The organism is Pseudoalteromonas sp. NZS37 (assembly GCF_015864265.1).
Classification (GTDB): Bacteria; Pseudomonadota; Gammaproteobacteria; order Enterobacterales; family Alteromonadaceae; genus Pseudoalteromonas; species Pseudoalteromonas arctica.
The window spans coordinates 19,854-46,086 of sequence record NZ_JADYXL010000005.1; the positions used below are offsets into that span (position 1 = coordinate 19,854).

At 36.6% G+C, this 26,233-nt stretch carries 23 protein-coding genes and 1 pseudogene; 13 read left to right on the forward strand and 11 right to left on the reverse strand.

Translation table 11 applies throughout. The features are described from left to right. Nucleotides 1-94 precede the first annotated feature (94 nt). Nucleotides 95-1,477 (forward strand): cytochrome c oxidase accessory protein CcoG, encoded by a 1,383-nt coding sequence (gene ccoG / locus I6F47_RS10570; protein ID WP_197183800.1) that lies wholly within the window; start codon nt 95-97, stop codon nt 1,475-1,477. 25 nt (nt 1,478-1,502) lie between these two features. Here ccoG and I6F47_RS10575 read toward each other — a convergent pair whose 3' ends face one another. From I6F47_RS10575 to I6F47_RS10585, 3 genes are all read right to left on the reverse strand, one after another. Next, nucleotides 1,503-1,922, reverse strand: coding sequence for a hypothetical protein (locus I6F47_RS10575; protein ID WP_197183801.1), 420 nt, complete (start codon nt 1,920-1,922; stop codon nt 1,503-1,505). 145 nt (nt 1,923-2,067) lie between these two features. Continuing rightward, nucleotides 2,068-2,991 (reverse strand): M14 family metallopeptidase, encoded by a 924-nt coding sequence (locus tag I6F47_RS10580; protein ID WP_197183802.1) that lies wholly within the window; start codon nt 2,989-2,991, stop codon nt 2,068-2,070. 114 nt (nt 2,992-3,105) lie between these two features. Continuing rightward, on the reverse strand, nt 3,106-3,843 hold the full coding sequence (locus I6F47_RS10585; protein WP_197183803.1) for a hypothetical protein: 738 nt from the start codon (nt 3,841-3,843) through the stop codon (nt 3,106-3,108). A 282-nt stretch (nt 3,844-4,125) separates the two neighbouring features. Here I6F47_RS10585 and I6F47_RS10590 point away from each other — a divergent pair, with 282 nt between their 5' ends. Both I6F47_RS10590 and I6F47_RS10595 read left to right on the forward strand, forming a co-directional pair. Beyond that, nucleotides 4,126-6,975: a UvrD-helicase domain-containing protein gene (locus I6F47_RS10590; RefSeq protein ID WP_197183804.1), complete on the forward strand. Its 2,850-nt coding sequence runs from the start codon at nt 4,126-4,128 to the stop codon at nt 6,973-6,975. Nucleotides 6,976-7,101: 126 nt separating this feature from the next. Next, nucleotides 7,102-9,372: a putative bifunctional diguanylate cyclase/phosphodiesterase gene (locus I6F47_RS10595; RefSeq protein WP_197183805.1), complete on the forward strand. Its 2,271-nt coding sequence runs from the start codon at nt 7,102-7,104 to the stop codon at nt 9,370-9,372. A 77-nt stretch (nt 9,373-9,449) separates the two neighbouring features. Here I6F47_RS10595 and I6F47_RS10600 read toward each other — a convergent pair whose 3' ends face one another. The 3 genes from I6F47_RS10600 to I6F47_RS10610 all read right to left on the reverse strand — a co-directional run bounded on the left by I6F47_RS10600 (nt 9,450) and on the right by I6F47_RS10610 (nt 11,448). Continuing rightward, nucleotides 9,450-9,848: a hypothetical protein gene (locus I6F47_RS10600; RefSeq protein ID WP_024590534.1), complete on the reverse strand. Its 399-nt coding sequence runs from the start codon at nt 9,846-9,848 to the stop codon at nt 9,450-9,452. Between the two features lies 1 nt (nt 9,849). Then, on the reverse strand, nt 9,850-10,764 hold the full coding sequence (locus I6F47_RS10605; RefSeq protein ID WP_197173371.1) for a zinc dependent phospholipase C family protein: 915 nt from the start codon (nt 10,762-10,764) through the stop codon (nt 9,850-9,852). Between the two features lie 96 nt (nt 10,765-10,860). Next, on the reverse strand, nt 10,861-11,448 hold the full coding sequence (locus I6F47_RS10610; protein ID WP_197183806.1) for a hypothetical protein: 588 nt from the start codon (nt 11,446-11,448) through the stop codon (nt 10,861-10,863). Between the two features lie 262 nt (nt 11,449-11,710). Here I6F47_RS10610 and I6F47_RS10615 point away from each other — a divergent pair, with 262 nt between their 5' ends. Continuing rightward, nucleotides 11,711-13,348, forward strand: coding sequence for a cyanophycinase (locus tag I6F47_RS10615; RefSeq protein WP_197183807.1), 1,638 nt, complete (start codon nt 11,711-11,713; stop codon nt 13,346-13,348). 103 nt (nt 13,349-13,451) lie between these two features. Beyond that, nucleotides 13,452-13,700 (forward strand): hypothetical protein, encoded by a 249-nt coding sequence (locus tag I6F47_RS10620; RefSeq protein WP_007580368.1) that lies wholly within the window; start codon nt 13,452-13,454, stop codon nt 13,698-13,700. Nucleotides 13,701-13,773: 73 nt separating this feature from the next. On the opposite strand, the gene I6F47_RS10625 is transcribed toward I6F47_RS10620, so the two are convergent. The 3 genes from I6F47_RS10625 to I6F47_RS10635 form a co-directional block, all read right to left on the reverse strand. Beyond that, on the reverse strand, nt 13,774-14,529 hold the full coding sequence (locus I6F47_RS10625; RefSeq protein WP_197183808.1) for a DUF1266 domain-containing protein: 756 nt from the start codon (nt 14,527-14,529) through the stop codon (nt 13,774-13,776). Further along, nucleotides 14,513-16,624 (reverse strand): CDC27 family protein, encoded by a 2,112-nt coding sequence (locus tag I6F47_RS10630; RefSeq protein ID WP_197183809.1) that lies wholly within the window; start codon nt 16,622-16,624, stop codon nt 14,513-14,515. The genes I6F47_RS10625 and I6F47_RS10630 overlap by 17 nt, the downstream gene beginning before the upstream one ends. 75 nt (nt 16,625-16,699) lie before the next feature. Beyond that, nucleotides 16,700-18,358 (reverse strand): Hsp70 family protein, encoded by a 1,659-nt coding sequence (locus I6F47_RS10635; protein ID WP_165722333.1) that lies wholly within the window; start codon nt 18,356-18,358, stop codon nt 16,700-16,702. A gap of 419 nt (nt 18,359-18,777) precedes the next feature. Between I6F47_RS10635 and I6F47_RS20595 the strand changes: the two genes are divergently transcribed. The 6 genes from I6F47_RS20595 to I6F47_RS10660 all read left to right on the forward strand — a co-directional run bounded on the left by I6F47_RS20595 (nt 18,778) and on the right by I6F47_RS10660 (nt 23,927). Continuing rightward, the gene (locus tag I6F47_RS20595; RefSeq protein ID WP_331458555.1) at nt 18,778-18,975 is read left to right on the forward strand and encodes an integrase arm-type DNA-binding domain-containing protein; all 198 of its coding nucleotides are present in this window, start codon (nt 18,778-18,780) and stop codon (nt 18,973-18,975) included. A 45-nt stretch (nt 18,976-19,020) separates the two neighbouring features. After that, entirely contained in the window at nt 19,021-19,356 is a 336-nt protein-coding gene (locus I6F47_RS20600) for a phage integrase central domain-containing protein (RefSeq protein WP_231609212.1), read from the forward strand. A gap of 866 nt (nt 19,357-20,222) precedes the next feature. Continuing rightward, the gene (locus tag I6F47_RS10645; RefSeq protein ID WP_197183810.1) at nt 20,223-21,164 is read left to right on the forward strand and encodes a retron St85 family RNA-directed DNA polymerase; all 942 of its coding nucleotides are present in this window, start codon (nt 20,223-20,225) and stop codon (nt 21,162-21,164) included. Nucleotide 21,165: 1 nt separating this feature from the next. After that, complete coding sequence (gene ptuA, locus I6F47_RS10650; RefSeq protein ID WP_197183811.1) at nt 21,166-22,776, forward strand: retron Ec78 anti-phage system effector ATPase PtuA; 1,611 nt, start codon at nt 21,166-21,168, stop codon at nt 22,774-22,776. Next, nucleotides 22,760-23,515 carry a retron Ec78 anti-phage system effector HNH endonuclease PtuB gene (ptuB, locus tag I6F47_RS10655; RefSeq protein WP_197183812.1) on the forward strand — a complete coding sequence of 252 codons (756 nt, stop codon included), beginning with the start codon at nt 22,760-22,762 and terminating at the stop codon, nt 23,513-23,515. Before ptuA ends, ptuB begins: the two co-directional genes overlap by 17 nt. 43 nt (nt 23,516-23,558) lie before the next feature. Next, complete coding sequence (locus tag I6F47_RS10660; RefSeq protein WP_331458556.1) at nt 23,559-23,927, forward strand: Fic family protein; 369 nt, start codon at nt 23,559-23,561, stop codon at nt 23,925-23,927. On the opposite strand, the gene I6F47_RS10665 is transcribed toward I6F47_RS10660, so the two are convergent. Further along, entirely contained in the window at nt 23,920-24,072 is a 153-nt protein-coding gene (locus tag I6F47_RS10665) for a hypothetical protein (RefSeq protein WP_165722321.1), read from the reverse strand. The genes I6F47_RS10660 and I6F47_RS10665 overlap by 8 nt on opposite strands. 482 nt (nt 24,073-24,554) lie before the next feature. On the opposite strand from I6F47_RS10665, the pseudogene I6F47_RS10670 reads away from it, so the two are divergent. Then, nucleotides 24,555-24,964 (forward strand): annotated as a pseudogene (locus I6F47_RS10670) (LexA family protein). A gap of 80 nt (nt 24,965-25,044) precedes the next feature. After that, nucleotides 25,045-25,713, forward strand: a complete 669-nt coding sequence (locus I6F47_RS10675; protein WP_197183814.1) for a hypothetical protein — start codon at nt 25,045-25,047, stop codon at nt 25,711-25,713. A 31-nt stretch (nt 25,714-25,744) separates the two neighbouring features. On the opposite strand, the gene I6F47_RS10680 is transcribed toward I6F47_RS10675, so the two are convergent. Then, nucleotides 25,745-26,224 carry a hypothetical protein gene (locus I6F47_RS10680; RefSeq protein ID WP_197183815.1) on the reverse strand — a complete coding sequence of 160 codons (480 nt, stop codon included), beginning with the start codon at nt 26,222-26,224 and terminating at the stop codon, nt 25,745-25,747. Nucleotides 26,225-26,233: the final 9 nt, after the last annotated feature.

Below are 26,233 nucleotides of genomic sequence, written 5' to 3' on the forward strand. Positions count from 1 at the left end.
ATAAACTGTTTAGTATCAATGATGTAGATAAAGTTTCAGCTCGGTCTGAAAGTTGCAAATACTTGCATAATACCGTCATTATGAAGCGAGTACTATGAAGTTTGATATTAAAGAAGAAGACATGATCATTAAGCCCTATAACACCGAAGGGCCAATTTATATCCGCGAGCAAAAAGGATTTTTTCAGCGTATACGCCGTAATTTAGGTTGGCTGTTAATGCTAACTTTTATTGCAATACCGTGGATCCAATATAACGGACAACAAGCCGTGCTGCTTGATGTGGCAACGCAAACCTTTACTATTTTTGGTTTAACACTCCTTCCTCAAGATTTTATGATTTTAGCCCTGCTATTTATGGTGGGGGCTTTTGCATTATTTTTTGTAACTAACTGGCTTGGTCGGGTTTGGTGTGGTTATACGTGCCCGCAAACTATATGGATGCTCATGTTTTCGTGGGTAGAGCAACGCATAGAAGGCACTCGAAATCAGCGAATTAAATTAGATAAATCACAGTGGACGCTAAGCACTTGGCGCAAAAAAATTACTAAGCACAGTACGTGGATTGTTATTTCAGTTTTAACCGCCACCTCGTTTATGGCATATTTTATTCCGGCAAAAAGTTTGTATATGGAAATGCTTACGTTTGAGTGGTCAGGTATAACGAGCTTTTGGGTGTTTTTATTCGCTTTTTGTACTTATGGCAATGCAGGGTTTTTACGCGAGAAAATGTGCACTATTGCTTGCCCGTATTCTCGTTTTCAGGCTGTTATGTTTGATAAAGATACGTTGCTTGTTACATATGATAGCGAGCGTGGTGAAAGCCGAGGACCACGTAAACGCAAAGCTGATCCAAAAGAGCTTAACTTAGGTGACTGTGTAGACTGTAACTTGTGTGTAGAGGTATGCCCTGCAGGAATAGACATTCGAAATGGATTGCAATATGAATGTATAAACTGTGGCTTATGTATTGATGCCTGCGACGATACCATGGAAAAATTTGGTTATGAAAAAGGCTTAATTAAATACGCGAGTGAAAAACAAATGGAAGGTAAAAAAACCAATCCATTTAGGTTAAAACTAGTAGGATACGGCGCATTAACGGCTTTGTTAATCATTTCTATGTTTGCATGGATGCTGCAACGTACACCAATAGAAGCCTCAGTACTACGCGATAGGAATGCGCTTTATAGAGTGAACTACGAGGGTCTTGTAGAAAACCCTTATACACTTACTATTATTAATAAAACGCAGCAAGCACTGCATTACAGTATTGCCATAGAGGGTTTACCAGGAGCAACGCTCTCAAGTCCGAGATCTACGCTTGTACAACCGGGTGCGATGAAAAGAGTCCCCGTTACTGTAACAGCCGATGGTTACGATATTGAGCGTAAAGTGAGTAAGTTACAATTTATTGTAACAGCGCAAGAAAACGCCAGCATTACGATAACCAAAGATAGTCAGTTTTACAAAAACTAAGATTGATAAAGCAAGGTCAATTATTTTATATCAGTTGGCCTTGCTTACTTTTTAAGTTGTGAGAAACAAACTGTTTAGCGCTATCTAAATCTGTAAATAGGCACTCACTAAAATTAACGTTTCTTTTTGCGCACTCTAAAATGCGCTTCATTTGATTTATAGCGATAGCGGATGTGAGTACAAACGCGCTACTTAGGCAGTTGTTTGCTTTCATTAAATGGCTAATATCTATCATTTCTTTTTCTGCCTCAGGCGTTGCAGCCAAAACATCAAAAGAATCACTAATATAGGCCCAAGGCTGATTTTTGAGTGACTTTATTTTTTCGCATAGCTCAATTTTAAACGCATGAAGAAGCGCCGAGGTGATGTATCCCGTAAAGTGAGCTATAACAACGTTATTTTCAGTATAGAGGCTTACCTGTCCATATTTGTTTTTAAACCCCAATGTATACTCCTTGAATTTGAGGGAAGGCTAACCTTATACCTTTAAATTCAATAAAACCAGTTCTTTTAGGTTGTTTTTTGTTATCAGATTGTTTCTTTGTTGGGGCGGGTACTTAATTTAATGAGTACCCGCTTTTGAACAGTGGTTAATCTTTTGTAGAGGTTGTAATGTAATTTAGCGCGCTCGTTATAACGGCTACTTGCGCCAAAATACATTCTTCATCGGTGGCTGTTGGGCTATCTGGGTACACTTCGGTAGTGGTTACATAGGGTGCATCAGTAAAGCCCATACATAAACCTAAATCGCGTGCTGCATAGTTAATCACGCCAAATTGCTCTTGAGGCACGCCTATTAACTGGTTATTTTCATCGCTCGGTGCAATATGAGTTACCTTTGAAACGCTTTCTATAATGACCTTTTGAAACTCTGGCTCAGGCTTTTTGGTATCTGCAACTAAATAAAACCCGTCAGGTATGTTCCAGTTAGTATTTGTAGTGCCTTCACGCGCAGCGAGTGCGGGTCTAAATTCACTGTTATCGCTATCTGTTGTTTCGTGTAAATCAATATGAGCGATTAAGTCAGTACCTAATGATTTTACAAACGCCATAATAGCGGCTGATTCTTGAGCTGGGCTGCCCTCGTAAAATGAGCGATTAGGATCAATAGCGTCTGGGTTCCAGCGGTTTATAGTCTCATATCCCCAAGGGCTAATGCAGGGGGCAACAATAATATTAAACTGTTCGCAATATTGCATAGCCGATGTTTTAGCAAACCTAAGTGCGCCATGTACGCCACTGGTTTCGTAGCCATGTACACCACCGGTGATTAAAACAGTTGGTTTATTAGCATTAAAATTAGGTGTTTTTAATATATATAATGGGTAAGTGCCAGCGGTGTAATTAAGCTCGCCGTATTGCTCTATATCTAAGGTGCTCTTAAGGTCATTAATTAGCGTTACGACTTCGTTTTGGTAACTGCGTTTAATGTTTTGGCGTGTTAACCACTGGGCTTTATCGTTGTCATTCCATTTTTTGCCAGGTGTGCCAATAGGGTATGTGCTGTTAGTCATAATAAACCTTTATATCAATTGTTATTAGCTTTCCTATAAATAAGGAGGGCAATTACAATTGGTAGAGTTACTTAATAAAGGCGTAGCTTAACGCTGAGTAAATTAGCGTGCAAATTAAAACGTTAAAGTCATATTTTTTATAGCGCGCGATTGCTGGGATTTAATATAGCTTTGGTTTGCGTATTCACCCGAAATACTACCGAATCGATCGCGTTTCACACTAATTGTTAAACCACACGTTTTACCTTGATCTACTTGCGAGCTGCTAAACATATCTAAACTTTGCAGATTTATTTCAAGGCGCGAAGTGTTAAGCGCAAAAAGCGTTGATTGTAAAAGTGTTTCATTATTATTGTTAGTGCAGCTACTGCTAAGTTCTACTTGGCTAGTACTATTAGGATCAGTGCCATCTAGCTGAACTGTAAGGGGACTATTAATATTAAAATTTTGATTGTTACTCGGGGTTAAAATAATAAAATTTAAAGGCAACTCCACGCTCGAATTAGCATTTATGCCATCATCCCGTTTAAATTTTATATCAAACTGTTGGTTATCGTCAGTGGCATTTATATACGCTTGGTAATCAACGTCTAAAAAGTCGGTATCTTTTGTAAGTACAATAGCAGTGCTATTAACAACAGCTTGTAATGAGTCGCTATCGCTTAAAACAATGTTAGAGCCATTAGCATCGCCTGCATTTAGTTCTGCGTTAACACGCGTGCGGTTACCGTCAGAAACCAGTTCAAAACCTGCCCAAATACCTTGTGTTTTTACTAAATCCGACTCTGTTTCTGACGTGCAAGCGCATAATGCTAAAATTAAAGCCGTTGTGGTAATGCATTTTTTAAGCATGTTAGCTCCTTTAAACCACTTAATTAGGCTGTAAATAATTGTTTAATTGGGAATATACCTAACAATTATATGAAGTGTAAGTTTGTATATGTGCATTGTTACACAACAAGCTATCTATAAATGTTTAAATTTGTTAACGGTTGTAAATAAAGCATTAACCATTAGGTTTAAAAACTAACTTACCAATTAAATTGTTTACTAAGTAAGCATCTATTTAGCGCTAAATGTATTACAAAAGAGTATGTTACAATTAAGGTAAAGCATATCTTCATATTGAGTATTATGGCGCAGTATATTGCTACTCCAAGTTGGCTAGGCCGTTTTTTTACCCGTATTAAACACGTAGCTATTGAACAAGAGCGCCTTGTTGTGCATTTTAGAAGTGCTCCCGCACGGACATTTTTAATCAAAGACTTTTATAATTACTCAATACTTAAAAACCGTTTATTTAGCGCCAAAATTAATTTGTGCGACAGTAGCAATACATCAATTAGCTTTTTAAACAAATCACAAGCGAACGCTTTAAATACGGCCCTTAACACGCGGTTTTCAACCCTGCTTGAGCAAAAGGTAAATAACGCAAAGATTTCGCTCAAGCGCTATGCTTTAGATGAGTTTTTACGTGATAGTTCCATAAAAACACTTAATAATGATGTGTTTTTGCTTACCAAGCAGTACGCTAAAAGTACAAGTGTGTGGCAACAGCACTTATCGCCAAGTAGTATTAAATTTTTAAATATACTGAGCACTACACCCAATACTCACGATGCAATTGCACAGTTGCGCCATAAATATGAAAAAAAACAACTAACTCTTAAAAATGACTTTTTTAATCAAGTAGAGTCAAATCCATTAACAACAGAGCAGCGCTTAGCGGTAATACGCGATAACGATAAAAATTTAGTATTAGCGGCAGCAGGCACAGGTAAAACATCTGTGATGGTAGCAAAGTCTTTAGATTTAATAGCATGCAATATTGCCAAGCCTGAGCAAATTTTGGTGCTGGCCTATAATAAAACAGCAGCAAATGAGCTTAAAGAGCGCTTTATTAAACGCGCCACGCATGCAAAATTGCATACCAAAGCACCCACTATTTTAACATTTCATGCGCTTGGGCTTAAATTATTACAAAGTGCTAAAAAGCCAATCGAGTTGTCAAAATTTGCAACTGACCCGGTTCAATTAAATAGTTGGTTAACTGGGTGGGTAAGTAAAAAAATACAAACCGAGCCACAGTTTTTAAAAGCATTTTTAGATTTACTCCATGAGCCGATTGATATATTTAGCTTTAAAGATAATGCACAGTACGAGCGGTACGTACGCGATAACGAATACCGTAGCCTTGCGGGTCATAAAGTAAAAAGTTATCAGGAAGTGCTTATTTCAAACTGGCTACATTTGAATTGCGTACCGCACAGTTATGAGGTGAATTATCACTTTAGCCAAGGCGCAGAGCTAAGTGGGCAATACCAACCAGACTTTTATATACCTCAATATGATATTTACCTAGAGCACTTTGGCATTGATAGGCAAGGAAACACACGTGCCGATATAGATAAAAAACACTATAACGAGCAAATTGCATTTAAGCGCAAACTGCATAAACAAAATGGCACCACCTTACTCGAGACCTTTCATTACAACTGGGTAGAAGGAAAGCTAGAGCAAACCCTCGCAAAGCAATTAAAGCAGCATAATGTTGAATTAACACCTTTAAGTAACGACGAAATATTTCATACTTTAAATAACTCAGGGCAGTTACAGCAAGGGATTGATAAGTACATAAAATGTTTACAAGCTATTCGAGTGGAGCAACTAAGTAATAAGCAAATAGAACAGCGCATTAAGCAAAGTGGTATTAAAAATTACCAGCAATATGCAAACTTGTTAGTGCAAATTCATGATGCTTATATAAATGAACTAAACGCGCAAAGTACCATTGATTTTGACGACATGATTATTCAAGCAACAAAGGCGATAGTAAGCGGAGATTTTAATATTCCATGGAGCCACATTTTAGTTGATGAGTTTCAAGATATATCAAGCGCGCGCATGGCTTTTTTAAGTGCCATATTAAAACATGGTAACGGAATACGCTTTACTGCGGTTGGTGATGACTGGCAAGCAATTTATCGGTTCTCGGGTGGTAATTTAGCGCTTACTACACGCTTTAATGAATTAGTGGGCAGCCACTCACTTACTATGTTGCAAAAAACATTTAGATATAACAATAGTATTAGTGATGTAGCAGGGCGTTTTGTAATGCAAAACCCTGAGCAATATAAAAAGCAGATCAGCACACATACACAAGTAACCACACCACAAGTTATTTTATTAGACGATTTATACCAAGGTACTAAATCGATAGAAATGAAAGTACAACAGAGCATAAGCACTATTCAAAAAAATGATGCATCAGCGAGCATTGCCATACTTAGTCGATATAGATACATGTTAAATAGCGTGCAGCAGCATTTAAAAGATAAAAAGCATACAAACTCTCTTTATTTTTGGACATTGCATAGTGCCAAAGGGCTTGAAGCCGATTACTGTATTATTATTGGTTTTGAACAAGGTAAATTAGGGTTTCCTAGCGATAATCAAAATAATGTGCTGGTGGAGGCGTTATTACCAGAGCAAGATGAATTCACTCACTCAGAGGAAAGGCGTTTGCTTTATGTAGGTATTACTCGCGCTAAACATAAAGCGTATTTAATTGCAGACCCTTATGCATGCTCAGCGTTTGTAAAAGAACTAGTAAATGACAATTATCCCATTCAAATCGCTTCAACGTTGTTTAATAAGTCGCAACTAAAGCAAAGAGAGTGTAGTACGTGCAGCGACGGTTTAATTATGCCAAAAACGGGTCAATATGGTGATTATTATAGTTGTACTAATACGCAAATTTGCGAAACTAAATTACGAGTGTGTAAAAGCTGTAGTGGCCCATCGATTGATAAAAACACGTACTCACAATGTGTGAATACAGAGTGTAAAACGCAGCACCCAATTTGTGAAAAGTGTGGTCGCGAAATGCGTAAACGCAAATCTAAGCACGGTGAATTTTTAGGGTGCAGTGGTTTCGCTCTTAAAGAAGATAACTGTAAAAACACTCGAAAAATGATTGTTTAACGGCTAACAGGTAGGTTTACACTTGTCTATTTTATAGAACTATGTAAATAGAAATTACATTCATTAGATTGATTTTAACAAGCTATCAATGTCTAATAGAATAATGAGCTTTAACTGTTGTTTATTATGCATTTTTTCAATAGATTCTTTTTATTAAATGACCATTATTCAGCCCCTGGTCAGGTTGCTAATTGGCGAATAAGTGCACTGCGCATTATTCTATCATTAGTAATGGTGTTATGTTTTGCTGTGGCGTGCCACACGTACACAAGCGCTATTGAATTTAACTTAATTTATATTGTTGTATTAACAAGCAGCTTTCTTGCTACTGCATGTGGTTTACTTATAGCAAGTAAGCGTTTTTATCACTTTAGCGCTCATGCACTTTTAATAGCCATTGTAGCTGCTAGCGTGTCAATGAACTTATTTTTAACAGACCTAGAACTTGCTAAAGTGGGCTCTATGTATATGTATTCTTGCCCGATAATCGCACTTATGCTACTTGGTTATAGAACAGCCCTTGCTTATGGCGTATTAAATATTGCGCCGTTTTATATGATCATCAATAACGTTGATGTCTCGGGTTTAACCGGCATAGCTCAACAACTTCCCGACGCTGACTTATACATTACAGGGCTTATATTTTTATTTTTTAACATTTGTATTCCCCTTGCTGTGGCGCGCACAATTGTGGCTGCTAAGCGTTTAAACAAAACAATGATAAGCGCTAATACACACCTTAAAGATAAAAATGAGCTTTATCGAAGCCTGTTCACCGAATCAAATAAAGCCAAAATTATTGTTGACGAAAACCTTGTCATTACTGATTTTAATCAACATGCTATTGATATGTTTGGTATAAAAAAAGAATTAAAAGAAGGAAGCGTTAATCTTTCTCATTTATTTCCGGCCTTAGTTTTTGACGACTCTAATGCTCAAAATAAAATTGTGAAGTACAAAAAAAGTTATTTTAAAGCCAGTTATCAGCAAATAACAATGAGTACAAACTACCGTGTATATGACTTTTACGATTGCACGCAAGAGCAGCTCATTAAACAAAATTTATCGATGATGGAACAAGAAAATAAACGTTTACGCTTTAGAGACTCGCAAACAAAACTACCTAATAGAGAATGGTTTGAGCTGCAATGCGACAGATTAACAAGCAAATACCAAAAAGGTTTTTATATCGTTGTTGCGCAAAGTGCAAATAGTGAATACTTAAATTTGAAGCTCACTAAAGCCGACTCTCAAGCATTACTTATTAACGCGTACAAGCGTTTAAAAGCGATGCCAGATGGGCCGCTGTTGTGTGCTCATATAGGAGTAGGAAAGCTTGCTTTTATAATTGGCGCAAACTCGCAAAACGAGCTAGAAGATAAGCTATTAATGCAAATAAAAAATACATTAGATAAAACATATAATGTATTTGGTACTAAGTGTCAGCAATCATTTTTATTTGGTTTTGCAAAGTATCCTGATCATGGAAAAAACAGCGCAACAGTACTTAGCAATGCATGCGAAGCACTTAAACTAGCAAATTGTAATATGGCCCTTAGTGGTTATAACGAAAAACAATCACAAGCTTTTATCGAAAAATACGAAATTTCAATGTTATTAGATGAAGCGCTTCAGCAGGGCGATTTGTCGGTGCACTATCAACCTAAAGTAGATGCAACGGGTCAATGTATAGGGCTTGAAGCCTTAGCGCGTTGGAACAGTCCAATACTGGGTAATGTGTCGCCAGTGGTATTTATTCCTATTGCCGAAGAATACAGAATGGTTAGTCGGCTAACCGACCTGATTATTCAAAAGGTGTGCGCTCAAATTGCCGATTGGACCAAGGCGGGTTTACCGAGTGTGCCGGTGGCAATAAATATATCTCTAATTGATTTTAGCCAAACCGATTTTATGTCAAAACTGGTTAAATACCTTGCCGACTTTAACGTAAAGCCACCTCAAATAGAGTTAGAACTGACAGAAACCTCTCTTGAGGCAAACCAAGCGCATTCGCTAAAGCTTATGCAAACGCTGCAATCGTGGGGTTTTACTATTTCGGTCGATGATTTTGGGGTGGGTTATTCTAATATTGCACGCCTTGCCGATTACCCTATTAACAAGCTCAAGTTAGATCGCTCATTAATAAGCCAAGTAACGAGCTCTACGCGTCAAAAAAGTTTAGTTAAAGCGGTGCACGTTATGTGTGAAGAGCTTGATATTAAGTGTGTAGCCGAAGGAGTAGAAACCCAAGAGCAAGTAGCAATAATGACGCAAATGGGGTGTAAAGAATTTCAGGGCTTTTACTTTGCGAAACCAATGCCAGCCGAAAATTTTGCAGAACATGTTAGTCGCCATGGCTTAGTGTTTAACCCTAAAGAGATGACGGCTCAACTTTAAATGTATTTAGTGGGCACTATATAGAACATATACACCTAAGGTATGTATGTTCTATAAAACTAGCTGGGTTTTATTACCTAATTACAGAGCTGTTGGGCGTTTATGGTTATTTCGCACTGATGAATAGCCTCAGCTCCCCAATGCTGTATATCTGATTGAGCAGTGCAGCCTGCATCTTCAATTAAAGCAGTATTGGCATCACATAAGAGTAGCACTGCGTTATCATCTTGTATGTTCACGATAAGCGTGTATTCCCCAAAGGGTGCAAGTTTGCTTAAATCGTTATTAACAGCAGCTTTTAATAACTCATCAGTTGTTGAATAGGGTGTTTCACTAAATTTTAATGTGCCATCAACGGCTGTAGCAATATCTTTTAATTGCGAGGCTAAGTCGGCCATCACTTCTGGATTGTTATTTTTTGAAGTGTAGCAACCGCTAAGTAATACTATGAGGCTTATACAAAGTAAGTGTTTCATTTTATTTGCTCCATACCGTCATCGTGTTGCGTTCATCGTAGCCTGTATCTAGGTTCCAATTTTTAATTGCACTGCAATCAGTATCTAAAAATACGGCATTGGCAATAACGGTTATGTAGTGCTGAATATTACTAACGGCAAAGTCAAAAATATCGTTGTAATGCATAGGCTCGTGCGGCGTTTTTAGTTGTTCAATAAAAGTGGAGTCAACTTCGTTTGGGCGAGGATAAAACAAACCTAAATCAGCAGCAACATGGCGTGCGCAGGCAAATAATCGATAGCTTTCTTCAACATTATTTACTACAAGCTGAAAACCGTTATGCCATGAATTAAAGTTAGGAGCGTGTTGTGCTGCGTAGCTTGGGTGAACCGTTAATAAAGCATGTTGCCAAATTTTTGCAATATCGGTATCAAAATTATCGTCTTTGTTAGTACAAGATCCAATATTTTGTTGCACGCGGTCAGCATAACCTAACTCACCTAAGTTTAAACGTTGCCAAATAAACGCATCTTGGTTCATTTCGCAGGTACGGTGCGCCGTTTGATTTTGCTCATACGGGCCTACTTTTAATTCAACAACCGGATGCACTGTTATATCCGCAGCAACATGGGCCATATAACCGCATAACCAAGCAAAACACTTTTCAAATGCTTCACTTTCAAGTGTTTTGCAGTATTCAATCATGGCTTTAAGTAAATCGCCTGTGTGCTCATAGTGCATTAGGTCGGCCCACGCATTTTGGCTAGGCTGCGCTACTGCTAAGTAAGGATAATCGGGGGCTACACAGCCTAGTTCAAGATATGCTTGGCGTTGGCTTAAAATAAGTTTTGCCTTTTTAGGCATATCCATTTTAGCGAGTGATTTGGTTTGCGTTGCAATATTAACGGCTGTGATGTGCGCAAAAGCACCTGGCATTGTCATATCCTTATGATTTATTAATAGGGGGACAGATTAACATTGAGAGGGGGTTAAATAAAGCCAAGTGAAGTGCTTGTGAGTGTTTAAAAGAGACTAAATTAACTGTTCAATTAGTTGTCCATCTTCGTACAGCTTAGCGTATTGGCGTTTATGTTCTTCAAACAGATAGGCGCGTAATTGCTCTTGTCCGCTATGAATCTGAGTGATTTTTGCTGCAATCCCTAGGCTACTTTGCCTAACGGGTTCTACATCTATCGATATGCTTTCTTTGTTGGGTAAGGTAAAGCTCATGTGCTGTAATTTTTTTAAGCTCTCTCCACTTTTTAATGGTTTTAAAAATATTCCAGTACTGGAAATCGATTCAATATTAAAACCTTGGCTTTTAATATTTAGCTCACTCCAGCGCCAACTACGTTGAGTGCCCTTTGTATCAATTACTTCTGGTGCGCTCAAAGTGGGGTTAATTACACCTAACTCATCAATTTTTAATTGCAAGGGAAACCAAAGTTGGTAATTAGCAACTTCAGCAAGCAAAGTTAGATTAGCGTGGGTAAAAAGGTGAGCAATACTCGCGGGTATAGATCTTTTCATTGTAAGCATATGATCGCGAGGGGAACGTTGTTTTGTATTTGGTTTGAATAACTCAGCTAAAAAATTTACCTCTTCATTAGAAAAGTCCATATTTCACCCTAGTTACATAAAACAATGCACCACCGTAATTTAAACAATGAATTTGATCAATAAATGCTCTGTTTAAATTTGTTTAGTTAATATTTACAAGGGCAAGTATGTAAGCTAAACAATTTATTTAAATGAAGTGCTTAACGCTATCGCTTTTCAGGGGCTTGAATTATTTAACATTTATAAAAATATATTTAGGCTCAAGTGGCTAGCTGTTAAACTACAACATATTAGTTTTATAATTTATATTAGAGTTTACATTATGATATGTGCATTTTTACGTGATCAACAGCCGAAGTTACTAGGTATGTTAGTGGCATTGTTTGGTGTTGGGTATTCAATAAATGCAGTGGCTCAAGAGCAAAACCAAACTTTAATTTTAGTGGGGTCAGAGCTTACTACCTGTACTAGCGCAAAGCTTAACAATTGCCAAAAAGGGACTGCTATTGATGGTAAGTCACATAATTTATATACTGTTAGCAACGCTCAAATAAAAAACATCACGCAGCACTGGCCTAATAATAACGTTGAGGCAAAAACGGCTGTATTAAAAACACTTAAAACCTTGCTAGGTAAATCGTCAAATAGCGTATCTAAAACAGATTTATTATGGCTATGGCGCGATATAAATAACCAGCAATTAGAAAGCCTGACTCAGCAAGAATACAACTTTGTATTTGATATGCTAGAAGTGCCGCTACTTGATAAAAACGCTGAGCGCTTAAAAGAGCAAGTAAATACCGATTTTAATAACGAGGTCGCGACTAATAGTATTTTACAATTTGTGTCGGGCAGTTTAAAAGTTAATAACGCAAAACCCACCATGCTTGCTATTACGGCATCGAGCCGCGACCCTTATGAGTCGGCAGATGTAGCGCAGAGTCTTTTAGCACAATCAAATATAAACACTCAATGGTTAGCACTAACGCCAGCACTTGCTAAAGCGATTACGAGTAACTCGTGCGATGAATTACCCGCTCTCAGAAATACATTAATGAATGTGTATAACCGGGAAGCAATTTATCCAGAGTACACAAAGGCCGAATACGCTTTATGCAAAAGTGGCACTAATGCACTTGTATCACTTATTAAAAATAGTACCGGTGTGATGTTTAATAGCGGTAATGCAGCATTAACTCACAAGGTATTATTTGATCAAAACAATAATCCATACCCGTGGACGCAAGCATTGCAAACTCGCCCAGTAATTGTAGGTGAAGGCGCGGGCGCAGCAATCCAAAGTAAAGTGACGGGCATGCTTACAAATACGACAAGCCTTGAGGCACTTCGTAAAGGTGAAAATAACACTAATGCTGGTGGACTTGGCAGCTTTAATTTTGGTGTACTAGATACTCAGTTTAGCGAACAAAACCGTACATTTAGGCTCGCAGCGGCGTTAAATAAAAACGAAGTAAAAAATACTAAAACAAAGATTCAACATGGTTTTGGTATTGATGAAAATACGGCTTTGGTTGTTATTAAATCATCAGAAGGTAGTTTAATAACCGTAATAGGTAAAAGTGGTGTAGTGCATTTAGCTAATAAAGATAAAGTACAGCCAAGTGTTAAAGATTATAGTTATTCGTACTGGCCTACAGGCAGCGTAATTGAAATTACCAATAACACGTTTACTCTAAGCAAGCGCACCATAGATGAAGCGTTACCCGCTATAAAAATACCTCCACTGCCAGTGCAGCGTTTTGGCTCAATTTTAACAAACTCAAAACTGCGCTCACTTACTCAAGCTATGTGCCTAAGCCAAGAGCAAAGTGCGGTAGCTCAACAAGATGAGTTTATAATTAGCCTTACAGCAACGAGTGACACACAGTATCATCGTGTTAATGCAAAAGAGTTTGGTTGTGCGCTAAGCAATTTAGAGTTAGCTATAAAGTCTATTTAGTTACTAACCTGAGCCAAGGGTTTAAGTTTTTGGCTCTTCTCTATAAAATAGCCACCATAATGATTTAAAAGCCTAGCCAAGGCCTTACTAAAAGAGTTTTAAAATGAATAATGAAAATGACGTAATTGATACTTTAGCCGAACTAGAAAGCTTTTTAATAGATGTCGAAAACGGTGGTTTTGGACTTAAAGGTGTTGCCGGTGTTGGCATGGCTACTAATAACAAAGATGGCAGCCGTTTTGTTGCTGTGTTTGACGATAATCAAAAGCTACTTTTAGCACGCATGATTACAGAAGACGTATTCCAAACAGGGCAAGACATGGTACGAAATGGTGTAGGGCGCAAGCACTAACATTAACTTTACTGAATAACGACACTGCAAAATGCGTTATTCAGTAAGTATTTATAAAATCAAAATATTGAAATTAAAAGTCCATTTCCCAATCTAGTTGGCACCATGGGTGCTCGTCATCAGCTAATATACTTTGCAATGTAGCAGCCGTATCATTTATTTTCTCAAATAAATCATGGCTAAAATTAAAGTCAGGGTTTGGCTCGCTGTACGTTTCTTGAGTTGTAATCTTTTGCCATATACACCGACCAACTACATAACTAGTTGCATACTCTTGCCAGCTAATAAATAAGGTTTGTGCCAGTTTTCCAATAGGCTTAAGGTAATGCCATGCTTCTTCTTCGGTTAAAAAATTAACGCTAACACCACAACGACATAAAAAAGCATAGCGGCCAATATCAAAAGCTCTAATACCACAACGAGCCAGTGAGAATTTATGTATTCCTGCCCAGTCCGACATAATATCTATAGGCGTATTTTGATAGGCAGTAGATTTATTCTCAATGTAGTATCTTGCTAATAAATCATTTCTGGTGAGTTCAGCCATACAACTCATGAAAACTTGGCTATTTGATGTGTTATAAAAAACATTTAAAGTTTCAATTAACTCTTCTTTTGTTGTAACGCCATAAGCATTATCTAAAATACTTAAATTACCGTTAGCAACTGACTCGTCAGTGTAGTTTTTATTGTTATGCTTTAAGGTATTCAATGAATAGCCATTTTGCATTGAAAGGTGCCCTGAGAGGCTAATAAGCCATAATTTTTGTTCTGAACTTAAGGTCGCATCATCCGCAATTACACAAGGTACTTCACTTTGATTGTGCATCTACAATCTCCTTTGTTATTTGCAGTTTTTGGCATATATCATTGTAATTAGGATGCATTGGCTGTCCATGTTCAACGAGCTTTTCACAACACTCCACTGCAAATTCAAGTGAGTATATCCCAAGCCTCTGATGTCCGTATTTATCTGCGGCTAATATTAATATGGGTATTGCTGCATCATATTGATCTAAGGCAGCTAGCGATCGCCCTTTGTAATAGTAGGTTTGTGGTAAATTAGAAAACTCGCTCATCGTGATGTTTGCGAGCTTAATACAGGTATCAAAATCATCTATATCAAAAGCTATGTGAATAAACTTTAAGCTCCAACTTGGTTGGTGTGTGATTTTTGGCATAGCTTGCTTAATAGCATAAATAGCGGCTTGTTTTATTTGCTTCACAATCGCTTTATCTTCGAAGTTTGCCAATTTAGCCATTAACGCATGTAGCATTGCCCACGCATATTGCTGTTTATAGTCTAAATCAGCATAGAGGGCGTAACCCATGGGTTTATTGGGTTTTCCATCATGATCAGTCGCTGGAAGATCTAATGTTTTGAGTTCTAATTGTGAGTATATATTCTCTTGTACAGAGCCTAGCACGCGAGGGGTTTTATAAAACTTGTTAGGAGATGGTTGTATTTTTTTTGCGATAGTTTCCATTATCAAATTGAAATCAATTGAGTCTGGGCAATATATAAATAAATCAACCAGTAGTGGCCAAGGATCTATCTGTTTTTGTAAATGTAGATTCATAAAGGCGATAAAAACGTTAAATGCTTCATCTAAGCGTTCTAGCTTAGCAAGGCATAAAGCCTGTAAATAATTGCAATCAGCGTGAAAAATTAGAGGGTATGTTTGAGTCGTTATTAAAGCATCTTTGTAGCGACCATTTTCAAATTGTAACGTCGCTATTTTAAGAGCGTTACTTTCCTCATTTTTTTTAAGATCTTTTATGTAGTATCGACGGGCGATAATCAAAGCAGAGCGAAGGTCTATATCCTCAGGGCTAGTATAAAAATAAGAGTTTAAATACGTATATGCTTTTTCATAATTTTTAAGGTGCAAATAACACAGACCAATCTCTTTAGTCATATTCATCGCATAAAAACTTTTCATAAGTTCTCGCTGCGCAAGATAAATAGTGAGTGCTATATCATAGTTTTTAAGCTTAAATTCTGCGTGTGCTTGTAAATCTCGCAGCTGATCTATGCTTGCATCTGTAGGCTCTGGCAATGAGGCAAGTAACTTACTAATTTCTGTATATGCACCCAATGTCCATAAATAGTTAGCAACATAAAGATAAAGTGACTCGTCATTATAAAATACCAAATTAATTCGCTGCATAAGCGTAATTAGCTGCTCAGCTGTAAGCTTAGAATATATACATTGCTCTTCTATTAAATTACGTAACTGAAGATGCTGCTGCAGTTGTTCAAAGCTAATATTGTGATCAATGTTAGATAGGGCATCGATTCGCAGTGGTAGGCTCTGAATATAATGATGCAGTGCAATAGCAAGTTCACGGTAGTGATTATTTTTATTGGTTACTAACTCACTAGAGATTTTCATACTCTCATCTAAAAATTTAAATACCGTGGCAGATAAAAAGTAATTCTCTGAAAAGAAATCAATTAAAGTAAATGAGACTTGCTGACTTTGATCGACATCCCAAAATAATGGCGACGAAAATAATAACTTCCATTGTTCAACATCGCTGCGAGATAACACATTACAATATAATTCATTGAGTGCTGCTTGCAGCTCTGAAATAGAGCGAACACAATTTAACTCGATAGGTTGAGGCTTAACTATTTCAACTTCTGTAGGTGCGGGAGAGGGCTCTTCTTCATCAAAAAATGACTCGTCAACAACGCCTTTTTTTTCGTGCTCATCTTCAAATACTTGATTGGGTGCTGTGTCTTCATTTTTAGCAGGTCGTTTAGCCTCTTTAATAGCTAACTCATATGCTTTTCGTAAATCTTTAAACTCTTCGGGAAACTCTGTTGGCGATGTTTTTTTTAGAATCTCTGTATAAGCGAGTTTAATAAGGCGTTTATCTGTTGTGGCTTCAATGCCTAATATTTTCCAATGGTTCATTACTTCACTCTTTATTTAATGCATGTAATTTTTTAACTGAAACTATTTTTTATTAGTTAACTTTAATAACTAATTTTAATAACTAAGATAGCGCTTTATATTTTCGATCATACGCTCTATTTTGTGGTTATCGTGTGTTTCTAACACTTCCATAAATTGACCAATCGCCTCGCCAATCTCTCGCCTTTTATCGCCTAAATTTTCTTGGAATAAACGCTCTAACTTTGCTTTAAATGCAGTATTTACAAGTTTGTCTTTAGGCAAAACCTTAAGTGCGTTAAGTCGTGAAAAACGTTCACGTAACTCACTTTCACTCAAGCTTTCTTCATTTTCGCCTACATAAGTGCGGTATTTTTTGTCACTTGCAACATTAGTTACTTCAACCTCAAGTACACCATTAAGATCGTAGGTATATGTTAAATATAACTCTTGTATTATATTTAACGGCTCAAGATTTATTTCTAAATCGCCTAAAAACACATTATCTTTAGGGAGATAATGTTCACCCTGATAAATTTTAATGAGTACTTTTTCTTGTTCAGGGTGAGCTGAATAAACAGAACGAGTTTCGCTTACAGGAATCGTCGCGTTACGTTCTATAATAGGCAAAAACTCAGACTGACCATGTTTGTTGTTTACCTCCACGCCTAAAGTGAATGGGCAAACATCAGTCATTATTACGTCTTTCAATTCTTTAGCACGTGCGCTCATACCTGCCTGAATTGCAGCACCAGTAGCGATAGCATGGTCAGGGTTATATTGAGTTTGCGGTATACGTGAAAACACACGGCTAATTTGCTGTTGAAAAATAGGCATACGCGTAGCGCCGCCAACAAGAATAAGTCCATCAACGTCTTCAAGTGTTAAGTCAGCGTCAGACATCGCACGGTTAATAGGAAACTTAATTCGCTCAATTAACTCGCTACACAATGTACGATAATCTTCCAGAGTGAGGGTATATGAATACGTTTTTTCTTTATATTCAAAATTAAAGCTGGCTGTTGAATCGTTAGTTAATTGGCACTTTAAACGCTCGCACAACGACCAAATATTACGTAGTTCACTATCTGAGAAAAAACCTTTGTACAAATCGTTTTTCTTATAAAGATCTTCTTCAATAACGTTCGTAAAGTCGTTACCGCCTAAGTAGTTATCACCCGATGAGGCGTGTATTTCAAATATGTCGTTAAATACCTCAATAACCGACACATCAAATGTACCGCCACCAAGGTCCAGTACTAAGTAAGTTTGCTCACAGTCTTTATTATCGAGCCCATAAGCGAGTGCTGCGGCTGTGGGTTCATTAAGTAATCGCTCAACTTTAAGGCCTGCAAGTAAAGCCGCTTGTTGCGTTGCTTGGCGTTGTTTATTGTTAAAATAGGCAGGTACCGAAATAACGGCTTCAGTAATAGGCTCTTGTAAATAATGTTCGGCTTGCTCTTTAAGGCTTTTTAATAAAATGGCTGATAGTTCAGTTGCGCTATAATCTTGCTCGCCCAATGAAAAGGTTTTATCAGTGCCCATAAAACGTTTAAATTCACAAATTGTGTGCGCGGGGTGGGTTGCTAATCGATCCCTAGCGGCTTGGCCTACAAGAATATAATTGTCTTCCGACAAGCCAACAATTGAAGGAACGAGCACATTACCCTCCATATCTGGAATTAACTTAACCGCGTTATCTTGCCATATTCCCACTACGCTATGAGTTGTACCGAGATCTATCCCTATTTTCATTTTATTTCCCTTACTGAATGACTTAAATCATCGCTATGCTAAGTTACTTAATACAGAGCCTTAAATTCAACTTAGTTTTGCATCGACGTAATTATACACTTTAATTAAAAACCTATTATTAATATCTGATTGAAAATTATACGCTTAACTTTATTTTATTAAAATAGGTAGCGGTTCTTGATGAGAGCAAAGAGGTCTTTAAAACAAGACGCAGTGGTGCAGTGGAAACAGGTTGGTATTAGGTTTTAAATTATACCTAGTGAATAAACGTGAAGTTTAGTGAACTCAAATCAGCCCGTGCGATAAGTGTGCGAAAAATGGCGTAAATCAAAGTGTGATTAACTGAATCTTTACTCAAAAATATCCCTTTAGAAATTATCAGGATCAATGACATTGAGATCTCCGGTTTTTATTTAAATATTGGTAAGCCGAATAAAGAAGGAAAGCGCTCACAGGTATATTATCTGTATTACCGTCTAGGAGGGCGAGGCTCGAAAGAAAGAAGATTAGCCTTAAGTAATTCATCGGTAATAACAGTGAGTGAGGCTAGACAGCTTGCTAAGCAATATATTGGTGATGTGTCGCGCGGTATTGATGTTTTTTTACAAAAAAAGTAAGCAGCGCTGATTGAAAAGCAAGAAAGCACCTCGCCGACAATCGCTGTGCTTGCAAATGAGTTTATTGAAAGAGATATTAAAGCTAACCGGAAAGATGTAGACCCAGTTATTAGAATGTTTGATAAAGACATTCTGCCATTTATTGGCAACTATAAACTTAAAGAAATAACCCGCCGTGAAATTTTTAAAAAAGTGCTTGATCCAATAACTGATAGAGACTCTAAAACGCAGGCTAATAAAACGCTATCCATCCTTAAGCAAATGTTTAATTTTGGTGTTGAGCGAGATTTAATACAAGGTAACCCAATAAGCACAGCTAAAAAGAAAGCGTGGGAGGCCTCGAAAAGTCTCGAACCAGAGCGCTGGAGTTTGAAGAAGTAATTCAAGTATTTAACCGACTACCAAAGCTGGGTATAAGCCAACAAGTTATTTATGCATTGAAATGTATTACTTTAACAGGTTGTCGGCCAATAGAGGTTATAGGCGCACAGTGGCAAGAATTTGATTTTGACAAAATGGTATGGACAATCCCAGTCGAGCGCGTGAAGCAAAAAAAATGGTGAAAGAACCCATAAAGTGCCAATTACTCAAAATATGTTTATTTTGCTTGATGAATTGCGTGCAGCATTTGGCTACCTTAATTCTAAGTATGTATTTCCAAGTACAACAACGAATAAACCAGGCCCAGGTGAGCAACCGATTGACAGGCCCAGGTGAGCAACCGATTGACAGGCACTCACTGTCACGCCCCGTAAGCCGTAAACTAGAGTAATTGGGAGTACCAAAATTTGTACCTCACGATTTACGCAGAACGGTTGCGACTCGGTTAGGTGATACTGATATTGGGACAGTTCCAATCGTGATTGAAAAAATACTAAATCACCAATTGCAAGGTGTGCAGGGTGTTTATAATATGCAGGAATATATGGAAGCCAGAAGAAAATCTTTGGAAGTGTGGGGGAGAAAAGTAGTTAGCTCAAACATTAATTGTAACTAGCAATAGGTTAAGTTAAAATCATCCAGCACTTTAGCGTTATTTTGGTTAGATATTAAATATTTAATCTAGTTTGGCGATGCGCCGAACTCTAATTTATTGAGTACATTCAAAGTTGCGAAATAAAACTCCTGAACTGCAATCCGTTGTTCGTACCTCACAGCCGTTTGCAGATCAGGAGTTTGATTCCGCGTCTACTAGTAAAGGGCATCAAGTGTGACAAGGAAGTTATCACTTACAAGTTGAGTTTATAATGCATTTAGAGTTATCTGATTTTCTTCATAAAAAAATCCCTGAGTTTGATGCTTTTTTACAAAGCAGACCATCAACTCACTATAAAGTATTCAAAATACCAAAAAGAAAAATTGGCTTCAGGGTTATTGCACAGCCAACACCTCAAGTTAAGGCTGTACAATCTCAAATAGTTTCTTTTTTAGAAAAAAAATCGAAAATACACCCCTGCTCAATGGCATATCAAAAAGGATGCAGTATAAAAAAGAATGCTTTAGCGCATTCAGACTCTGAATTTATATTAAAAGTTGATTTAGAAAATTTTTTTAATAGCATTAATCCTGAAATGTTATTTAATGCACTTGAAAGTCAGTCAATAGTTATTTCTGATGACGATAAATTTATTTTAGAAGAATGCTTATTTTGGAATCGTAGTAAAAAAAGAACTTCAAAACTAATACTAAGTGTCGGAGCACCTAGCTCTCCTTATCTATCGAATATCGTTATGTATGATTTTGATCGAGTAATCCATAAAATTTGTATCAATTTGAATGTTAATTATACTAGATACGCAGACGATTTGACTTTTTCAACAAAAGAAAAAAATGTTTTGAGTGAAATGATTTCTAAAATAAGAGAGGCTTTAAAAACGTTTTTTACGAGCAAAATTATTATAAATGAGTCGAAGACTATATTTTCCTCAAAGGCCCATAACAGACACGTTACAGGTATTACACTAACAAACAATAACAAAATATCGGTAGGTAGGGAGAAGAGAAGATACATATCGGCTCTTATACATAAATTTAAAAACTCATTGCTAGATGAAAGTGATATTTATCATCTTCAAGGGCTTTTTTCATTTGCTTGTCATATTGAGGTGGATTTTAAAAAGAGAATGAAAAAAAAGTATGGCGATGATGTTGTTCATAATCTAATAAAGTATAGCTCTAGGGAGAATTAAAATGAATAGCTCAATTCGTAAGCATATTCAAAAATCAATTAAAGGCGATTTTGCATCATCATTTCAATTGGTTAAAATTTTTTCAGGGGAAATAGGAGAAAAATTCGTTGATGATAATGCTGCTAATCAGTATAGGAAAAAAGCAATTGAGCAGTTAGAGCCTAGTGAACTTAGGTTAACTAATATAAGAATAGTTAATTTTAAAGGCTTTACTGATCTTGAATTAAGTTTTTCTGAGAAAACGACAGTATTAGTTGGAAATAATGGTTGCGGAAAATCATCTGTACTTGAGGGGATTAAGAAGTCTATGACTCACCTTATCTCTCGCTTTTCAACGAACTCTACTAATGGTGATTTGATAGAAGATCATGAAATTAAAAATAATTGTGACTTTTCTACAATTGTATTTAATTACAGTTTAAATGGGGTTAACTTCTCAATGGAGTTATCTCAAGGAAGGTCATTATCGAGTGTCAAAAGAAAAGGAAAATATACTGAAATTACAGAGTTAACCTCGCTTTTTAAACAAGCAAATGACCTGTATAGCGATTTTAATTTCCCTCTCTTAGCCTCCTATACTGTAGACAGAGCAAATGATGTAACGACAAAAGACATTGATAAGTCTGATGAGATACGTGATAGCCATATTTGGAATAAAGCTAAGGCATATGAGAAATCCACTTCAGGTAAAGCTGATTTTAAAATTTTCTTTAGATGGTTTAAAGAACTCATTGAAGATGAAAATTCTGAAAATTCAGAAGCAAAGAGTGTAAGAATCTTAATTGAGCAAAAAGAAAGGGATTTAAACAGCCCACTAATCAAGTCCATTATAAAGAAAAGTAATAAATCTGATGTAGAAAATGATGCTATAGAGCAGTATAAAAACGAGATTATAGAATTACAAAAGAGGTTAGAAAGTCTCACTTCACAAAATAACTTTTCATTAGATATAACAAGGAATGCGATATACAGCTTCCTTAATGGCTTTAGTAACCTAAAGTTATCTAGAAAACCACTGGATTTAACTATTTGCAAAGGAAATGAGCAATTTAGTGTTTTACAATTATCTCAGGGAGAAAAAAGTATTCTTGCATTAGTAGCTGATATTGCAAGAAGGCTTACTTTATTAAATCCAAGCTTAAGTAACCCATTAGATGGTACTGGAATTGTTTTAATAGATGAGATTGACCTGCATCTACACCCATCATGGCAACAAAAGATAATAAAAAGACTGGAAGCAACCTTCAAAAATATTCAATTTATTTTTACCACTCATAGCCCTCAAGTTTGTCATACAATGGACAGTGAAAATATTTGGCTTATAAAAGATGGATCTAAGTTTAAAGCTCCTAAAGGTGTTAGAGGCGCAGTTTCTTCGTGGGTATTAAAAAACTTGTTTGAGGTTGAAGAAAGGCCGCCTGAAGATAAATATACTAAGCTACTAGAAAAATATAAAGAGTTAGTATACGCAGATAAATATAACTCAAGTGATGCGCTTGATATTAGAAGGAAGTTGGTAAGCCATTTCGGTCGTGATTATGATGTTGTGATTGAATTAGATTTGTATATTGAAAATAGGGAATGGGAGAAGGGGCTTGAAGAAAGTAACTAAATCGTCAGTTGAAAATGCTTTAACGATTTTTGCTTCTAACCACCCTACCTCAGATTGGGATGACTTTAGGGATAGTGGTGATTATGCAGAATTTAAGAGCTTAGTATTTCAGGAACAATTTTATTTATGTGCTTATTGTGAGGTCGATTTATCTGATGTTGGCTCTCATAATCAAAGAATTGAGCATTTCAATTCTAAGTCTTCGGTAGATGGGCTCGTTAATTTACACTTAGATTGGCTTAATATACTTGGCGTTTGTATTGGAGGCTCGGATAGGGATAGTAGAACAGAATTTTCTCTACCTGCAAATCTAAGTTGTGATTCACATAAGGCTCATTTAGAGAAAAAGAATCCATCTCATTGGGATGGTAAAGTAGTTTCCCCATTATTATTGCCAGATGATATGAGTTTATTTAATTTTAAAAAAGGCACGTGGGAGCTTCTTCCTGATTATACAAATTGTCAGCGAGTTACATTTGAAAAAAATTGTTACCCAACCACACATGAGCTTGTACAAGAAACGATTAATGTATTTAATTTGAATTGTGATAGATTAACTAAGGCTAGATCAAAGCTCTTTCATGAATATCAAAATAGGCTGAGAAATTATAGGCAAACAGGGAATAAAGCTATTTTGGAAAATTTAGTTTTGACCTGGTCTGGTAACCCACCTAGATCTTTTCAAACAGTTAGAGATAATATAGTAAGAGAAGTATCTTTAATTATTGATAAGCTCTGAGTGCTGCTTATTAATAATTAAATTATACTAATGGGCAGGTAAAATAAGAAGTATTGATTTGGGCAAGGGCGGATTTCAGTTTATGTCGCCTTTACAAATTGAGAAAAATATTAGGTTATTTGAAAATGAGTATTTATCTCGATTTAATAAATTACCAGAAATGACAAATGAAGAGCTAGTGTCATTTTTAGCACAGAGCCATGTTGAGTTTATTTTAATTCATCCATTTCGTGAAGGTAACGGTAGGATAAGCCGTTTATTAATGGATTTTTTGTGCAGTAAAGCTGGTAACGGAACGCTTGATTATAGCTTGTGGGACGAGCATAAAGACTTTTATTTCAAGTCAATTCAAGCGGGTGTAAATAAAAATTACCAACACATTGAAAGGCTTGTGAGAGATATAATTAAATAGCGAGCGAAAGAGACTCATATTTGAGTTTGTTAGCTTTTAGCTTTTTCTCTATTGTTTTAACTGTTTCGCCAGTTTCGATGGCAGTAGAGCTAGCAACAGATCTTAAAATCATACTCTTCGTGATTTTTTTCTTATCTTTACTCATTTTACCACCTCAAATAAATTTATATCTGGAATTAACCTTACACTTAGATACTCGTGATATCAATTAACGTTATAAGTATTATTTTACGGAAGTATTGAAAGCTCAGGATTAAGTTTGGATCTAAGGTTAGATGTTGTTAATTGGTCGGTATGGAGAGATTCGAACTCTCGACCCCTGCCACCCCATGATGTGACGCTATACCGAGTTAAGTTATTGTAATTTAAAAACTAAGAGTTAAATTTGCTGATTTTATGTACAGTTAATTTTGCAATTTTTATAATTTTTACAATTCAATAAAATCAAGCGGTTAGGGCGCTTGTTACAAGTCGAGTATTTACGTTATCAGTTAAGTTCAATATAAACAACTCATTAGAAAATCTTAATCAAAACCCTTACTTTCCTAAGCCGACACTTTATCGTTTCAAAATGAATCGATCCAATTTACACTGTGTAAATGAACAGTGTTTTATTTGGGTGTGTGTATGTTTGTTATTCCTATTTATATTGAGGCGGGTATTACAGGTTTTGAATCGCCGGCTGCTTAATATAAAGAGCTGGGTTTAACTCTAGATGAGTTACTTATAAAGCACCCAGATGCTACATTTATCGGGGTTGCATCAGGGGCGTCTATGCAGGAGTTAGGGATATTTGATGGCGATTTGTTAATTGTTGATCGTGCTGTTGATATAAGTACAGGTGATGAAGTGGTTGCTACTTATAATGGCTGCTTTGTTTGTAAATAATTCATAAAGAAAAGCGTTTGCTAATGTCAGCATCTGATGAATATGCTCCTGTCTATATATCACCTGAAGATGGCTTTTGCTTAGAAGGTGTTGTTACTAAGAGTATTAGGCTACACAAGTACTGCGCAGAGTTAAAAAGATTTGATTGAATCTTTTGAGGTTGTATAGTTGAGATGCAGGTATGCAGGTATGCACTTATTGGATATAGTGGTCTTTAAAAGGAAGATATATGAATAATCGATTTATCGTAGAAAATACAGGGCCAAACCAAGGTAATCTTGAACTGGCTTTTTATACGGCATTAGAAGTTTGTAAGGGAAGGTCACTTACAAATATAATAATAGTCTTTCCTACGAAGCAAGGATTTAAGAATTCTATCGTAGCTAACTTTTTAGGTAAGCAAGCAACAAAGACAATTTTAGATGGTGGCACAGTTAATGCTATCGATGGTATTAAGCTTACCTTTCGAACCCCCAAAAATATTGATAAATTTTCAAATAACGAAGTGATTTTTGCTATTTATACTTCAGAAATTGACATGAATTTAGTTGATTCAGCAAGGTCTGAAGCGATTGTATTTTTGCCTTGGAGGGAAGATGAAGGTAAAGATTGGTTAGCAATTTGGAATCCTAAAATTATTGGGCCTACAACTTGGGCTATTGATACAGATGTTCTTAGCTCTGAAGCTCAGGAAGTGATACTTAGCTTAGGCCGTAGTATAAATATGTCAACAGGTCTAACTCATCCATCTGATAAAGACTTAGCTAAAAGATTGTTTTCTTCTCTCAGAAATACAAACACTTTAACTCCTGAGTTAGTAAAGAGGTTTGCTATTCAAAATGGTTGGGAACCATTACGAGCTCAGGAGTTAGCTGTTTTTTCTGAGAAATATTGCTAACTTAACTTTTAAATAAAAGCGGATTTTGTAATTATTCAATGTCCGCTTTATTAACTTTCAAGATTGTTTGGTGCGTTTCGTTTAAATACTGGCGCATTGCTCGTAAAATTTTACCTGTCCAGCCGTCTGATGTTACATCGCCGCTGAATCCTATGTCTTTAGAGCCTTCAGCTATAATCTTTACTTTAGTTGTATTCTCTTCTTCCTTAAAGTATACGCCAGCAATGACGTTCCAATCATGTGCAGTCATACCATGTTCACCAATAACAGCGCCTTTGGATTTATCTGCCATGCGTAAAGAGAATCCCGCACTACCTAATGCTACTTTAGCAGCATCGTAAATTTGGTCGCTTGTATAGCCATGGAATGTTTCAACATGTTGATATTGTGACCAACCTGTTTTACCTTCTGGTGCATCAAAATCGACCATAGCTACATCATGGGGAACCATATTTACATTGGCGCATGCGTACAAGAATATAGGAAGGGTTAGGGTAATTAATTTACGCATTATGTGTCC